Origin of the sequence: Streptomyces sp. NPDC060209, assembly GCF_042728155.1 — a bacterium.
In the GTDB taxonomy this organism is placed as follows: Bacteria; Actinomycetota; Actinomycetes; order Streptomycetales; family Streptomycetaceae; genus Streptomyces.
This window is the reverse complement of the sequence record NZ_JBHWZS010000240.1, coordinates 1-12,979: the sequence shown is the minus strand read 5'-3', so window position 1 is coordinate 12,979 and position 12,979 is coordinate 1. Positions and strand designations below refer to the sequence as shown.

13 protein-coding genes and 2 pseudogenes are annotated in these 12,979 nt (G+C 71.7%); 10 read left to right on the top strand and 5 right to left on the bottom strand.

From position 1 onward, the window contains the following. Window positions 1–77 precede the first annotated feature (77 nt). Both ACFWFI_RS32445 and ACFWFI_RS32440 read right to left on the bottom strand, forming a co-directional pair. Complete coding sequence (locus ACFWFI_RS32445) at window positions 78–440, bottom strand: ATP-binding protein (RefSeq protein WP_387397191.1); 363 nt, start codon at window positions 438–440, stop codon at window positions 78–80. A gap of 308 nt (window positions 441–748) precedes the next feature. Continuing rightward, window positions 749–1,645, bottom strand: a complete 897-nt coding sequence (locus ACFWFI_RS32440; RefSeq protein WP_387397188.1) for a hypothetical protein — start codon at window positions 1,643–1,645, stop codon at window positions 749–751. Between the two features lie 61 nt (window positions 1,646–1,706). Here ACFWFI_RS32440 and dapE point away from each other — a divergent pair, with 61 nt between their 5' ends. Both dapE and ACFWFI_RS32430 read left to right on the top strand, forming a co-directional pair. Then, a complete protein-coding gene (gene dapE / locus ACFWFI_RS32435; RefSeq protein WP_387397185.1) occupies window positions 1,707–2,786 on the top strand; it encodes a succinyl-diaminopimelate desuccinylase in 1,080 nt (359 codons plus the stop codon). A gap of 85 nt (window positions 2,787–2,871) precedes the next feature. After that, window positions 2,872–3,657, top strand: coding sequence for an LOG family protein (locus tag ACFWFI_RS32430; protein ID WP_147959355.1), 786 nt, complete (start codon window positions 2,872–2,874; stop codon window positions 3,655–3,657). A 98-nt stretch (window positions 3,658–3,755) separates the two neighbouring features. Here ACFWFI_RS32430 and folP read toward each other — a convergent pair whose 3' ends face one another. Then, the gene (gene folP / locus ACFWFI_RS32425) at window positions 3,756–4,628 is read right to left on the bottom strand and encodes a dihydropteroate synthase (RefSeq protein WP_387397181.1); all 873 of its coding nucleotides are present in this window, start codon (window positions 4,626–4,628) and stop codon (window positions 3,756–3,758) included. A 292-nt stretch (window positions 4,629–4,920) separates the two neighbouring features. Here folP and ACFWFI_RS32420 point away from each other — a divergent pair, with 292 nt between their 5' ends. Then, window positions 4,921–5,313, top strand: a complete 393-nt coding sequence (locus ACFWFI_RS32420) for a DivIVA domain-containing protein (RefSeq protein WP_387397197.1) — start codon at window positions 4,921–4,923, stop codon at window positions 5,311–5,313. Further along, complete coding sequence (locus ACFWFI_RS32415) at window positions 5,310–5,894, top strand: DNA-3-methyladenine glycosylase I (RefSeq protein WP_387397178.1); 585 nt, start codon at window positions 5,310–5,312, stop codon at window positions 5,892–5,894. Before ACFWFI_RS32420 ends, ACFWFI_RS32415 begins: the two co-directional genes overlap by 4 nt. Window positions 5,895–5,896: 2 nt before the next feature. On the opposite strand, the gene ACFWFI_RS32410 is transcribed toward ACFWFI_RS32415, so the two are convergent. Beyond that, window positions 5,897–6,709, bottom strand: a complete 813-nt coding sequence (locus ACFWFI_RS32410) for a 2-cyclohexenylcarbonyl CoA isomerase (protein ID WP_387397194.1) — start codon at window positions 6,707–6,709, stop codon at window positions 5,897–5,899. 322 nt (window positions 6,710–7,031) lie between these two features. On the opposite strand from ACFWFI_RS32410, the pseudogene ACFWFI_RS32405 reads away from it, so the two are divergent. Then, window positions 7,032–7,130 (top strand): annotated as a pseudogene (locus ACFWFI_RS32405) (DUF3117 domain-containing protein); the annotation flags it as partial. A 56-nt stretch (window positions 7,131–7,186) separates the two neighbouring features. On the opposite strand, the pseudogene ACFWFI_RS32400 reads toward ACFWFI_RS32405, so the two are convergent. Continuing rightward, a pseudogene (locus ACFWFI_RS32400) lies at window positions 7,187–7,718 on the bottom strand (O-methyltransferase); the annotation flags it as partial. Between the two features lie 178 nt (window positions 7,719–7,896). Between ACFWFI_RS32400 and sigE the strand changes: the two are divergent. The 5 genes from sigE to ACFWFI_RS32375 all read left to right on the top strand — a co-directional run bounded on the left by sigE (window position 7,897) and on the right by ACFWFI_RS32375 (window position 12,940). Further along, the gene (sigE, locus tag ACFWFI_RS32395) at window positions 7,897–8,658 is read left to right on the top strand and encodes an RNA polymerase sigma factor SigE (protein ID WP_329232551.1); all 762 of its coding nucleotides are present in this window, start codon (window positions 7,897–7,899) and stop codon (window positions 8,656–8,658) included. Then, window positions 8,655–9,605, top strand: a complete 951-nt coding sequence (locus tag ACFWFI_RS32390) for an anti-sigma factor family protein (RefSeq protein ID WP_387397175.1) — start codon at window positions 8,655–8,657, stop codon at window positions 9,603–9,605. The genes sigE and ACFWFI_RS32390 overlap by 4 nt, the downstream gene beginning before the upstream one ends. Before the next feature lie 90 nt (window positions 9,606–9,695). Continuing rightward, a complete protein-coding gene (locus ACFWFI_RS32385; RefSeq protein WP_387397172.1) occupies window positions 9,696–11,579 on the top strand; it encodes a S1C family serine protease in 1,884 nt (627 codons plus the stop codon). 117 nt (window positions 11,580–11,696) lie between these two features. Further along, window positions 11,697–12,152, top strand: a complete 456-nt coding sequence (locus ACFWFI_RS32380) for a sec-independent translocase (RefSeq protein WP_387397169.1) — start codon at window positions 11,697–11,699, stop codon at window positions 12,150–12,152. Window positions 12,153–12,277: 125 nt separating this feature from the next. After that, complete coding sequence (locus tag ACFWFI_RS32375; RefSeq protein ID WP_387397166.1) at window positions 12,278–12,940, top strand: hypothetical protein; 663 nt, start codon at window positions 12,278–12,280, stop codon at window positions 12,938–12,940. Window positions 12,941–12,979 lie beyond the last annotated feature (39 nt).

Below are 12,979 nucleotides of genomic sequence, written 5' to 3'. Positions count from 1 at the left end.
TTTATAAGTGACCGGGCGTCGGGTGGGCGCACTCCCGAGGCCCCTTCGCGCGTTCGTCACGTGCGTGTTCCAGCAGATCAGCCGATCGGCAGGCCCTTGGTGGGCAGGCCCTTGGCCGGCAGGCTCTTTGTCGGGAGGGCGTCCTCCGTCAGCTCGCCGCCCGCGACGGTGCCGGCCTTCTCCAGGGTCTGGCCCGCGGCGGGAAGGGTCGTGCCGACCACCTTGCCGCCGGTCTCGTTCGCCACCTCGGCGCCCTGCTTCGAGGTCGAGTCCAGCGTGCTGCTGACTCCGGCGCCGTCGAGCGAGGTGAGGCCGCCGAGCGCGGGGGTCTGCGGGAGCCCCGCGGCACCCGCGGCACCGGCCGCGCCGACCACGGGGGCCGCACCTGCGGCGATCAGCAGCGCGGCACGGGCGATCCTGCGGGTCAGGGGGAGGGACATGATGCTCCTTCGGCGGGACGTCAACGGTTTCGCGGCGGATGTGGAATCCGCCTGTCCGGTGATCGGACGCACTGAACAACCGGTCCGGGGGCGGGGAAGGTTGCGGGGCATCAAGGTAAAGACTGGGCAATGCGTCGGATAATCCGCAATGGGAGAACCCGGGCGAACGGCGCATTCGGCCATCGTCTGATAAACCGTCACTTCCCCTTGGCCGCACGGGAATCCGTCCGAACGACGGGGGTGTCGAAACGGTGGCGCGAGCGAGGGTCCGGCGGGCGTCGGACGGCCCGTACGGATGACGGGCCGTACTACTGAGCGAGTCGCAATCGGACGGTGGTGGCGTCCGATTCCTTGCGTTCCGTCCGCCACCCCGTGTCGGCGGTCCACACCCGGCCCGCGTAGGAGACCTCCTCGATCCGCAGGGTGCCGGCCCGCGCGACAGCCCAGTGAGCGAGCTCCCAGCCGCGGCGGGAGGCGGCGTCGTCCTCGGCCCGTACGGGCACCGACACCGTGCCCGCCGCGGAGGCGCCCGCAGACCCGGCGGAGGGCAGGACGTCCTTCCCGAAGGCGCGCACCAGATCGGACCGCACCTCGGCGGCGTCCCCGGGGGCCCCGGCGGTCGTCGCCGCCTGCGAGCAGGTCAGCGAGGCGGGGGAGCGTCCGGTCAGCGCGGCGGCCAGCAGTGCGGCGTCCGGCTCGTGCTTGGCGTACGCCTCCGGGAACGCGCTCTTCTGCACCCGCTGGGCCGCGACGGTCAGCGGCAGCCGCGAATAGTCCGGGACGTCGACGAGGTGCTCGTAGAACTTCCCCGACGAATAGACCGGGTCCATGATCTGCGCGGGTGTTCCCCACCCCTGCGAGGGACGCTGCTGGAAGAGCCCGAGCGAGTCCTTGTCGCCGTGGTCGATGTTGCGCAGGGTGGATTCCTGCAGCGCGGTCGCCAGCGCGATGGTCACCGCGCGTTCCGGCAGCCCGCGTGTGGTGCCCACGGCGGAGATCGTGGCGGCGTTGGAGGCCTGTACGGGGCTCAGCTCGTACGTACGCCCCTCGCCCCCGCCGGCGGGGCCCACGGTGCAGCGGGGCGCGCCTTCGTGTCCGGAGAGGTACTGCACGGCCAGATAGCCTGCCAGTGCCACGAGCACGGCGAAGGCGGCCGCGACCCGCAAGGGGCGGCTGCGGCGGGGAGGCGTACTCGTCCGGGGCACGGGGCCACCGTACTGGAGAGTAGGACCGGGGCCGAGACTTCAGTCCCTTAGGCTCGTGGCCATGGATGGACACACGCTTGACCTTGCCCTGGACGGCCCGGAGCTCACCGCCCGGCTGGTCGATTTCCCGTCGGTCAGCGGGCAGGAGAAGGACCTCGCCGACGCCATCGAGGCGGCCCTGCGCCCGCTGCCGCATCTGACCGTCGACCGCCACGGCAACAACATCGTGGCCAGGACGCTGCTGGGCCGTTCCGAGCGCGTCGTCCTGGCGGGGCACATCGACACCGTCCCGATCGCGGACAACGTGCCGTCAAGGCTCGACGACGACGGCGTGCTGTGGGGATGCGGCACCTCCGACATGAAGTCGGGGGTCGCCGTCCAGCTGCGGATCGCGGCGACGGTGCCGGAGCCCAATCGCGACCTCACGTTCATCTTCTACGACAACGAAGAGGTCGCCGCCGACCTCAACGGCCTCGGGCACGTGGCCGAGGCGCACCCGGAATGGCTCGACGCGGACTTCGCCGTCCTCCTGGAGGGCTCCAACGGCGAGGTCGAGGGCGGCTGCCAGGGAACGCTCCGTGTCCATCTGCGTTTCGCGGGCGAACGCTCCCACTCCGCGCGCGGCTGGATGGGGTCCAACGCGATCCACGCGGCCGCCCCGGCGCTGGCCCGGCTGGCCGCGTACGAGCCGCGCCGCCCGGTCATCGAAGGGCTGGAGTACCGGGAAGGGCTCAACGCCGTGGGCATCGAGGGCGGCGTCGCCACCAACGTCATCCCGGACGCCTGCACCCTTGTCGTCAACTACCGCTATGCCCCCGACCGCACGGCCGAGGAGGCCGAGGCGCACGTCCAGGAGGTCTTCGCGGGCTGCGGTGTCGCCGAGTTCGTCGTGGACGACCACACCGGCGCCGCGATGCCCGGTCTCTCGCACCCGGCCGCCAAGGCGTTCATGGAGGCGGTCGGCGGCGTCGCGCGTCCCAAGTTCGGCTGGACCGACGTGGCCCGCTTCGGCTCCCTGGGCATCCCCGCGGTGAACTACGGTCCCGGTGACCCGCTGTTCGCCCACAAGCGGGACGAGCACGTGAGCGTCGAAAGGATCACGCACTGCGAGGAGCGTCTTCGCTCCTGGCTCACCAGCTGACTCACGGCATTCCCCTGCGCGTAACCTCCGCCGATCTACGCTGAAGCGACACACGCACATCGCAGGTCGGCGGAGGGAGCAGGTCATGGGCAACCCGGAGGACGCACGGATCCCCGAGGGCGCGCAGATTCCCGAGGGTGCGGTGAAGCCCGAGGAACAGCGACTGGGTCCGGTACTGCGGCGCAGGGACCAGGTCCAGCCGGGCACGACCGATCAGCGGCTGCTGGATTCCGAGGGCGACTCGGAGTGGGTCCACACCGACCCCTGGCGGGTCATGCGGATCCAGTCCGAGTTCGTGGAGGGATTCGGCGCGCTGGCGGAACTGCCCAGCGCCATCAGCGTCTTCGGCTCGGCCCGCACCCCGGCGGGCGGACCGGACTACGAGGCGGGCGTACGGATCGGCAAGGCGCTGGTCGAGGCGGGGTTCGCCGTCATCACGGGCGGCGGTCCCGGAGCGATGGAGGCGGCGAACAAGGGGGCCCGGGAGGCGAAGGGCGTCTCCGTCGGGCTCGGCATCGAGCTGCCCTTCGAGTCCGGGCTGAATCCACATGTCGACATCGGCGTCAACTTCCGCTACTTCTTCGTCCGCAAGACGATGTTCGTGAAGTACGCGCAGGGGTTCGTCGTGCTGCCCGGCGGCCTGGGCACGCTGGACGAGCTCTTCGAGGCGCTGACGCTGGTCCAGACGGGCAAGGTGACGCGCTTCCCGATCGTCCTCTTCGGCACGGCGTACTGGGGCGGCCTGGTGGACTGGCTGCGGGACACGGTGGTCGCGGGAGGCAAGGCGTCCGAGCGGGACCTGATGCTGTTCCACGTCACGGACGACGTGGACGAGGCGGTCCGGCTGGTGACGAAGGAAGTCGGCCGCTAGGGGCCCCGCCGGGCCCCTCCCCGGGTCCCGGTGCGCTGCCCCGGGTCCCGGGGCAGCGTCGGCCCGCCCGGCGGGGGGCGGGCGACGGGGCTACACCACTACGCCAGGCCCCGCCGTGCGACCGCCGGTGGCCGATGGCCCGCGATGGACGCCACCATGTCCAGGACCTGCCGGGTCTCGGCCACCTCGTGCACCCGGTACACCTGTGCCCCCAGCCACGCCGACACGGCCGTCGTCGCCAGCGTGCCGATCACGCGTTCCTTCACCGGCCTGTCGAGCGTCTCCCCGACGAAGTCCTTGTTGGAGAGGGAGACCAGCACCGGCCAGCCCGTGGCCGTCATCTCGTCCAGCCGGCGCGTCGCCTCCAGCGAGTGCCGGGTGTTCTTCCCGAAGTCGTGACCCGGATCGATCATGATCCCGTCCGCCCTGACCCCGAGCTCCACGGCCCGCTCGGCGAGGCCCAGGGTCACCCGCAGGATGTCCGCCATCACGTCGTCGTACGCGATCCGGTGCGGCCGTGTACGGGGCTCCGCGCCGCCCGCGTGCGTGCACACGAGCCCGGCACCGTACCGTGCGGCCACCTCCGCCAGCTTGGGGTCGACGCCGCCCCACGCGTCGTTCAGCAGGTCCGCCCCGGCCTCGCAGACGGCCTCACCCACGTCGTGCCGCCAGGTGTCCACACTGATCACGACGTCCGGGTGGCGGCGTCGTACCTCGGCCACGAAGCCGACCGTGCGGCGCGCCTCCTCCTGTGCCGTCACCTCCTCGCCGGGGCCGGCCTTCACCCCGCCGATGTCGATGATCGCGGCGCCTTCCGCGACAGCCTGCTCGACCCGGGAGAGCGCGGGTTCGTCACGGAACGTCGCCCCCTGGTCGTAGAAGGAATCGGGAGTCCGGTTCACGATCGCCATGATCACCGGCTCGTGCGGCCCGAACTCCCGCCGCCCCAGCCTGAGCGCCCCGCTTCGCATTCCTGGTTCCTCCCTGTAGCTCTTCCGCGACCCTAGGGCCTCTCATCCGGATCATGCCGGGCTCGCGTGCCCCGGCACGCACACACCTGCGGCGTTGTCGTCGGTCCTCCCCGAGCTCTCGGCTTCGCTCGAGCGGGGAAGGCCACAATCGCTCCGCGGCGGCTCACTCCTCCGCCTTGCGACTGCGCGCGTCGGACCCGCTCCCTGAGCCGGCCTGATCCAGACGAAAGACCCTAACTGTCGGTGCCGCATGGCACGATCTGACCTGGACAGGTATTCCGCTTCCGGGGAGATGCACGTGTTCTGGTTCTTGCTGCTCACGATGGCAGTGGTCGTGGCCGCGGTCACCCTGGCGGTGGTCGGTGGAGGCGGAAGCGCGGTGCTTCAGGACGTCGAGCCCGAGCGGCTCACCGACCCGCTGCCCGCGAACCGTCCTGTCGGCCGCGCCGATGTCGAGGCCATGCGGCTGCCCATGGCCGTGCGCGGTTACCGCATGACGGACGTGGACGAGGCCCTCGGCAGGCTGGGTGCCGAGCTCGCCGAGCGGGACGCCCACATCGCCGAGCTGGAGTCGGCGCTCGCCGGGGCCCAGGCGACCGCGGTGAACGGCCCGGACCTGTTCAAGCGGCCGGGCGGGCCGAGCGCCGGCGAGGACGGCCCGCAGGACGAGGAGGGCGGGCGGTGAGCGGCGCCGAGCCGGCCGCCGACGGCCGCCTGCGCTGCCCGTGGGGCCTGTCCACGGAGGACTACCTCGCCTATCACGACACCGAGTGGGGCCGCCCCGTCCATGGCGACGACGCCCTCTTCGAGCGGCTCTGCCTGGAGGCGTTCCAGTCAGGGCTGTCGTGGCTGACGATCCTGCGCCGCCGCGAGGGCTTCCGCGGCGCGTTCGCCGGATTCAAGATCTCCGCGGTGGCGGAGTTCACCGACGCCGACAAGGAACGCCTCCTCGCCGACGCCGGGATCATCCGCAACCGCGCGAAGATCGACGCCACCCTCGCCAACGCCAAGGTGCTGGCCGGCTGGGGCGAGGGCGAGCTGGACGCGCTCATCTGGTCGTACGCACCCGACCCCGCCACGCGGCCGGCCCCGCGCACCCTCGGTGACGTCCAGGCGGTCACCCCGGAATCCACCGCGCTGGCCAAGGACCTGAAGAAGCGGTCCATCCGCTTCGTCGGCCCCACGACCGCGTACGCCCTGATGCAGGCCTGCGGTCTGGTCGACGACCATCTGGCCGACTGCGTGGCCCGGGGCGGCGGCCGGTAGCCCTACTCGCCGAGATACTTCGGCGGCTGCTTGGCCAGGAACGCCTCGACCGCGATCGTGTGGTCCCGCGACGCGCCCGCCTTGGTCTGGAGTTCGTCCTCCTTCTCCAGCGTCTCGGCCAGCGTGTGGCCGGCGCCGTACGCCATGGACGCCTTCAGGGCCGCGTACGCGACCGTCGGACCGTCGGCCAGGGCGCGGGCCACCGCCTGCGCCTCCTTCGCCAGGTCGGCCGCGGGCACCACCTTGTTCGCGATGCCCAGCTCGTACGCCTCCTGGGCGGTGATCGAACGCGGGAAGAACAGCAGGTCGGCCGCGCGGCTCGCACCGATCAGCCGGGGCAGGGTCCAGGAGACGCCGGAGTCGGCGGTCAGCGCGACGCCCGCGAAGGACGTGTTGAAGGCGGCGGTGTCGGCGACCACGCGGTAGTCGGCCGCGAGCGCGAATCCGAAGCCCGCCCCCGCGGCGACCCCGTTGACCCCCGCGACGACGGGCTTCTCCATCTCGGTGAGGGCGCGGACGATGGGGTTGTAGTGCTCCTGCACCGTGCTCAGCGCGTTGCCACCGCCAGACTCGCGGGCCTCGGAGAGCTTGGCGACGTGCTCCTTGAGGTCCTGGCCGACGCAGAAGGCGCGCCCGGTGGCGGTGAGCAGAACCGCCCGCACGGCGGGGTCGTCCGCGACTGCGCGAAGGGCGTCGCGCAGCGCGACCTTGGCGGCGGTGTTCATGGCGTTCATCGCGTCGGGGCGATTGATCGTGATCGTCGCGAGCCCGTCGCTCACGTCGGTGAGCACCGCGTCAGCCGTTGTGTCGGCCATGTCGGCCATCGCTGGGTCTCCTTACGGTCCGGCATCGTGCCTGTCCAGGCAAGCATGGCGGACTTCGGGCGGGCCGGAGATGTGACCTGCGTCTAACGATTGGACCTCGGCTGAGGGCCGACGGCGGCGCAGTATCGCAGCCGGATCGCCGAATTGGGTGGTTTTGGGAAAGCGCGTTGCGCAAGCGATGCCGACCGATGTTGGTCATCGGGGTCCCTGATGCGGGATAATGCGGAGGAAGCATTGTGTTCGACGCCGGTGAGGCAGCGCCTGTCATGGGGCCGCCGGCTGCGATGAGCTGGTTTCAGGAAGGGGAACGAGCATGGCGGCCATGAAGCCGCGGACGGGCGACGGCCCGCTCGAGGTGACAAAGGAGGGGCGGGGCATCGTCATGCGCGTTCCGCTCGAAGGCGGCGGTCGGCTTGTCGTCGAGCTGACTCCGGACGAGGCCGATGCACTCGGTGACGCGCTGAAGAAGGTCGCGGCCGTCCGCGAAGACACCCTCGAAACAGACCAGGCCGCCAGGCCGCAGCAGACGCAACGATTCAGCGAGGCAGTCCAGGCTCTCGAGCCTGTCGCCGTCGCAGAAGACGAGGTCGTATCCGCCGTCCGCGAGCCGCGGCAGGACGTCGAGGGCGCGCCCCGGGATGAAGCGGGCCCGGTTCGTCGCGAAGCCGGCGGCGCGGAAGGCCTCACGGGCGAACTGCTGGCGCTCGGGCTCCGGGTCGACGGTGGTCAGTACGCCGTCCGGGCGCATGCCCTGCAGCAGATAGATGCCGGACACGCCGGTCCCGGTGCCGATCTCGGCCACCGCTTTGGCGTCCGCGGTGGCAGCGAGCAGGCGCAGTGCCGCGCCGGTGCCTGACGACACCGGGCGGAGCCCTGTCTCCTGGGCCCGGTCCCGAGCCCAGAGCAGAGCTTCTTCTTCGGCGACAAAGGCGTCGGCGAATGCCCAGCTCGTCTGCCGGTTGGCGGTAATGACCCTCTCCTGTCCCCGTAGTTGGCGCAACGGTGACTGTATCCGCTGCACCCGGGAACCCGCAGATGGGACCAGGCGTTAGTAGGGGACGGAGGAGAACACGCGGACCGGGCCCTGTGGCCGGGTCCGGAATGTGCCTCTTGCTCCCGGGGACACCGGGGCACCAGCAGGTAAAAAGGCTTATCCGGAGCTAACGGGCGAGGTGGCTATGGTAGGGGCTCCACTGGACACCACCAGAGCCGATAGGGGAGGTGCGGCTGCGCCTGTGGATCGGAGAGGTGCGCTGCGGCGCTTTCTCAGGTCGGCGGGTGAGCCGAAATCCGTGACCGACATTGCTGACCGTTCTTCCAACGATTCCGCACCGACCGCGACCTTCGCCTCAGATGCGGATTCCCAGGCGTGGACCCCGCCCTCATGGGAAGAGATCGTCAGCACGCACAGCGCCCGCGTGTACCGCCTGGCCTACAGGCTGACGGGTAACCAGCACGACGCCGAGGACCTCACCCAGGAAGTCTTCGTCCGCGTCTTCCGGTCGCTGTCGACCTACACGCCCGGCACTTTCGAGGGCTGGCTGCACAGGATCACGACGAATCTCTTCCTGGACATGGTCCGCCGCAAGCAGCGGATCCGTTTCGACTCCCTCGGCGACGACGCGGCCGAGCGGCTGCCGAGCCGTGAGCCGTCCCCGCAGCAGGTCTTCAACGACACGCACTTCGACGCGGACGTGCAGCAGGCGCTGGACACCCTCGCGCCCGAATTCCGTGCCGCGGTCGTACTCTGCGACATCGAGGGCCTCTCGTACGAGGAGATCGCCGCAACGCTCGGCGTCAAGCTCGGGACGGTCCGCAGCCGCATCCACCGCGGCCGCTCGCACCTGCGCAAGGCGCTCCAGCACCGTTCGCCCGAGGCCCGCGCCGAGCAGCGTTCCCTCGCGGACGCGGTCCTGGCAGGGGAGGGCGGAACGGCGTGAGTGGCACAGGTCCGACCCCCGCGGAACAGCATCTGGGGGACCGGCTCGCGGCGCTTGTCGACGGCGAGCTCAAACACGATGCCAGGGAGCGGGTCCTGGCCCATCTGGCGACATGCGCCAGGTGCAAGTCCGAGGCCGACGCCCAGCGGCGGCTGAAGAGCGCCTTCGCGACGTCTGCCGCCCCTTCGCCCTCGGAGGGGTTCCTCGCCCGTCTGCAGGGCCTCCCCGGGGGCCCCAGCAGCGGTGGCGACGGCCCGGGCGACGGCTTGAACGGCGGCCGGCGCTTCGGTGAGGGAATCTTCCCCGTGCTGCAGCCCGGGCCCGCGGATCCGGGGCGCTCGCCCCTGGGCGGCTTCGGATACCTCCCCACCGCCCATGGCTCGACCGCCGTGGTGCCCGGTGGCGCGTCCGCCACCGGCTTCCGCATCCATGACGTGGCCCGGGACGCCGACCGTTCGCCCTGGCGCGCCCGGCGCTTCGCGTTCGTCGCCGCCAGCGCGGTCTCGCTCGCCGCCATCGCCCTGGGAGGCTCCCTCCCGCTCGACTACGGCCCCGAGCCGCCGCTCAGCGCCGAGGGCGCGGGCAGCAACACGACTCCGCTCGACGCCGAGGAGCGGACCGGCGGTGCCACCGCCGCGGCCAGCCGCAGTGGTGGCGGCGCCCTCGCCTTCGGAGAGGACCAGGGCACCCGGCCGAGCGCCGCGCCGTCCTCGTCGGTCCGGCCCGTGTCCGCCTCCGCGCCCACGCTGCTGAGCACCTCGGTGCTCACCGGGGGCACGTTCGCCTTCCCGGTGCTCAACGTGACCGTGCCGCCGCTGATACGCCCGACGGACGCCGGCCCGCTGTACTCGGCCGCGCTCGGTGGGGGAGCGGACCCGAAGCCGTCCGCGACGGCCTCCGCCCCGCCGCTGCGCGACCGCGCGATGCCGCTCACCCCGCTGCGCTGACCGGGGCCCTGCGCGCCGATTCGCAAACCTGGTTGAATTCCGGGAGGGACGCCTCTGTGGGGGCGTGCATGGGCCAGTTGCGGGGAGAGCATGGACGACGGGAAGCCCAGCGGGCCGAAGACGAAGTGGTGGAGCCGTCCCTCTGCGGAACGGAACCGTCCGGCCGGGCCGGAGGACGCGACTGCCGTCGCCGACGCGGATGCGACGGGCCTCGCGGCAGCTGAGGCGGACACCGGCGAGACTGCCGCGCCCGCGGCCGGAGAGCCGCCCACGCTCATGACGCCGGACGGCGATTTCATCCCTGCGCCGCCCGCCGCCGAGCCGGTGGCACACGCGATACCGGATGACGGGCCGCGCCCGCTCGCATCGACGGCCGCAGAGCCGGTCGCACCCGCGCCGCCCGCCGCCGAGCCGGTCGCACCCGCGATACCGGATGACGGGCCACACGAGCACCGTACGCAGCCGCTTCACGCACCCGACGAGTACAGCACCCCGCCCTACGGCGGCCCCGGGCCGTGGGCGCCCGCGCCGCCCGTGCAGCGCCCGGTGCCGACCCCGGCCCACGGGACCCCCGTTCCGCCGCCGTACGCGGGGACGAACGGCCACGGCACAACCGCCCCCGCCCCGGCCCCCGCTCAGGCGGTGCCGGCCGGCCAGGGGCACGCCGAGGCCTGGGTGTCCCCGCCTCCGCCGCACACCGTGCCGCGGCAGCACACGGCGCCCCAGCCCTCTCAGCCCTCCGCGCAGACCGGTCAGACCCCGCATCAGCCCTCGCAGTGGCTGCGTTACGACCCGTGGGGCGCGCCCCAGCAGCAGCCGCTGAGCCACCCCGGCCCCGGCCAGGGCCCGGACACCCGGCCGCGCAAGGGGCGCCGGGGGTCGGTCCTGGCCGGTGCCGCGCTGCTCGCCCTCGTCGCCGGCGGGATCGGCGGCGGAATCGGTGCCTACGTCGAGCGCAACGGCGGCCTGACCACGGTCGAACTGCCGCAGTCCGGCCGCGACGACGGCGGCCGGGCGCCCGACAGCGTCGCCGGTATCGCCGCCAGCGCGCTGCCCAGCGTGGTCACGCTGCACGTCAACGGCTCCGCAGAGTCCGGCACAGGCACCGGCTTCGTCCTCGACGACAAGGGCCACATCCTCACCAACAACCATGTGGTCGCCCCCGCGGGCTCCACAGGCGACATCACCGTCACGTTCAGCGGCGGGGAGAGCGCGGCGGCCGAGATCGTCGGCAAGGACAGCGGTTACGACCTGGCCGTCGTCAAGGTGACCGGTGTCTCCGGCCTCAAGCCACTGCCCCTCGGCAACTCCGACAACGTGCGGGTGGGCGACCCGGTGGTGGCGATCGGCGCGCCCTTCGACCTGTCCAACACGGTCACCTCCGGCATCATCAGCGCCAAGCAGCGGCCCATCACCGCGGGCGGCGAGAAGGGCGACGGCACCGACGTCAGTTACGTCGACGCCCTGCAGACCGACGCCCCGATCAACCCGGGCAACTCCGGCGGCCCCCTGGTCGACGCCGAGGCCCGGGTCATCGGCATCAACAGCGCCATCCGCGCCGCCGACAGCGGATCCGGTCTCGACGGCGGCCAGTCCGGCTCCATCGGCCTCGGCTTCGCGATACCGATCAACCAGGGCAAGCGGGTCGCCGAGGAACTGATCAACACCGGCAAGGCCACCCACCCGGTGATCGGCGTCACCCTGGACATGGAGTTCACGGGTGACGGAGCCAAGGTCGGCGGCAAGGCCGCCGACGGCGCGGCGGCAGTGACCGAGGGGGGCCCGGCCGCCAAGGCGGGCATCCGGTCGGGCGACATCATCACCGAGGTGGAGGGCCAGCGCGTGCACAGCGGCGAGGAACTGATCGTCAAGATCCGCGCCCACCGGCCCGGTGACCGGCTCGCTCTCGTCCTGACCCGCGGTGGCAAAGACCTGTCCATGACTTTGACGCTCGGTTCGGCGAGCGGCACCTGACGGCCACCGGCAGGTACCGCACGGACAGCTTCGCCGGGTACCGTGGAGCGGTCCGGGCCCTTGACCTGGCGGCGGAGACCACGCGGAGAAGACGCAGAGAACACGAGGAGCAGCAAGGTGTTCAATGACATAGGCGCACTCGAGCTGCTGACGCTCGTGGTTCTCGCCGTGCTCGTATTCGGCCCGGAGAAGCTGCCCAAGGTCATCCAGGACGTCACGCGCACCATTCGCAAGATCCGTGAGTTCTCGGACAGCGCCAAGGAAGACATCCGCTCGGAGCTCGGACCGCAGTTCAAGGACTTCGAGTTCGAGGACCTCAACCCCAAGACGTTCGTCCGCAAGCAGCTCATGGACGGGAACGACGACCTGGGGCTCAAGGAGATCCGCGAGAGCTTCGACCTGCGCAAGGAGATGGCCGAGGTCACCGACGCGGTGAACGGCCGCGAGGCCGCCCCTTCCACCGGCACCGCCGCGGCGGCGTCCGGTGCGGCCGCCGCGACGCCCGACCTCCTCAAGAAGCCCGCGCAGCCGGCCAAGGACGAGCGCCCGCCCTTCGACGCAGACGCCACCTGAGACCGTCAATCCCGACTCGTCCGGACGGTATGGCTATTCTCCATCTGTCCGGTTGCGAGGTTGCCCATGCCCACGGGGGGAGGGCCGCTCCGGATCAGCGAATGATCGAGGAGGCGGCCGGGCAGATGGAGACGACGAGTCGGGTAGGGGCGGATGGTGCGCCCAGCGCAGTCACCGCAGAGGGGGTGCCGGCGACCCGGCGTACTGTCGACGGCTATCTCAAGGCGCCGTTCCCCTGGTACGGGCTGGACGAGGCCTTCACGGGCCCGCGCTGGCTGATGCACGTCACCGCCGCGGCGGACGACACGGTGCAGCACGGTTCGACCGGGCACGGCGAGGAGCCCGTGGTGCGGGCCGACGCGGGGGCGGAGAAGGCGCGTTTCGCGGTGGTCGTGACCCTGGGCAGCAGCCCTGTACGGAACAGCGACGACGGTACGGGAGTCCTGGACGCCACCACGGTCTCGTCGGCGGCCTGGCTGGCGGGCTCCGGCCTGCTGGACTGCACCTGGCCCCCGCAGATGGACCACACCCTGCGTGGCGAATGGCTGAACCAGCAGACCGAAACTGCGTTCGAGCTCGCGGATGATCTGGGCCAGGCGCCCTGGTCGACGCTGTCCCTTCCGGTGGACGGCGTACCGGTGGACTTCCACTACCGGGAGTCCGAGTTCGGCTGGGTGCTCGCGGGCTCGGCCCCTGAAGGGGTGCACATCGGCGCGTACGGGCGCGGCATGAGCGCCTACGGCCTGGGGTTCGCGGTGATCGGCGACATCGCCTCGTACGAGAACTGAGCGACGCGCGAACGGGTGGGGGCGGCCTCCTGAAGAGGC

Excerpts from the sequence above, each read along its gene's own strand:
- folP (WP_387397181.1), bottom strand. The coding sequence starts at position 4,628 with ATGCGAAGCGGGGCGCTCAGGCTGGGGCGGCGGGAGTTCGGGCCGCAC.
- ACFWFI_RS32385 (WP_387397172.1), top strand. The coding sequence starts at position 9,696 with ATGGACGACGGGAAGCCCAGCGGGCCGAAGACGAAGTGGTGGAGCCGT.
- ACFWFI_RS32375 (WP_387397166.1), top strand. The coding sequence starts at position 12,278 with ATGGAGACGACGAGTCGGGTAGGGGCGGATGGTGCGCCCAGCGCAGTC.
- ACFWFI_RS32420 (WP_387397197.1), top strand. The coding sequence starts at position 4,921 with ATGCACGTGTTCTGGTTCTTGCTGCTCACGATGGCAGTGGTCGTGGCC.
- ACFWFI_RS32430 (WP_147959355.1), top strand. The coding sequence starts at position 2,872 with ATGGGCAACCCGGAGGACGCACGGATCCCCGAGGGCGCGCAGATTCCC.
- ACFWFI_RS32445 (WP_387397191.1), bottom strand. The coding sequence starts at position 440 with ATGTCCCTCCCCCTGACCCGCAGGATCGCCCGTGCCGCGCTGCTGATC.
- dapE (WP_387397185.1), top strand. The coding sequence starts at position 1,707 with ATGGATGGACACACGCTTGACCTTGCCCTGGACGGCCCGGAGCTCACC.
- sigE (WP_329232551.1), top strand. The coding sequence starts at position 7,897 with ATGGTAGGGGCTCCACTGGACACCACCAGAGCCGATAGGGGAGGTGCG.
- ACFWFI_RS32410 (WP_387397194.1), bottom strand. The coding sequence starts at position 6,709 with ATGGCCGACACAACGGCTGACGCGGTGCTCACCGACGTGAGCGACGGG.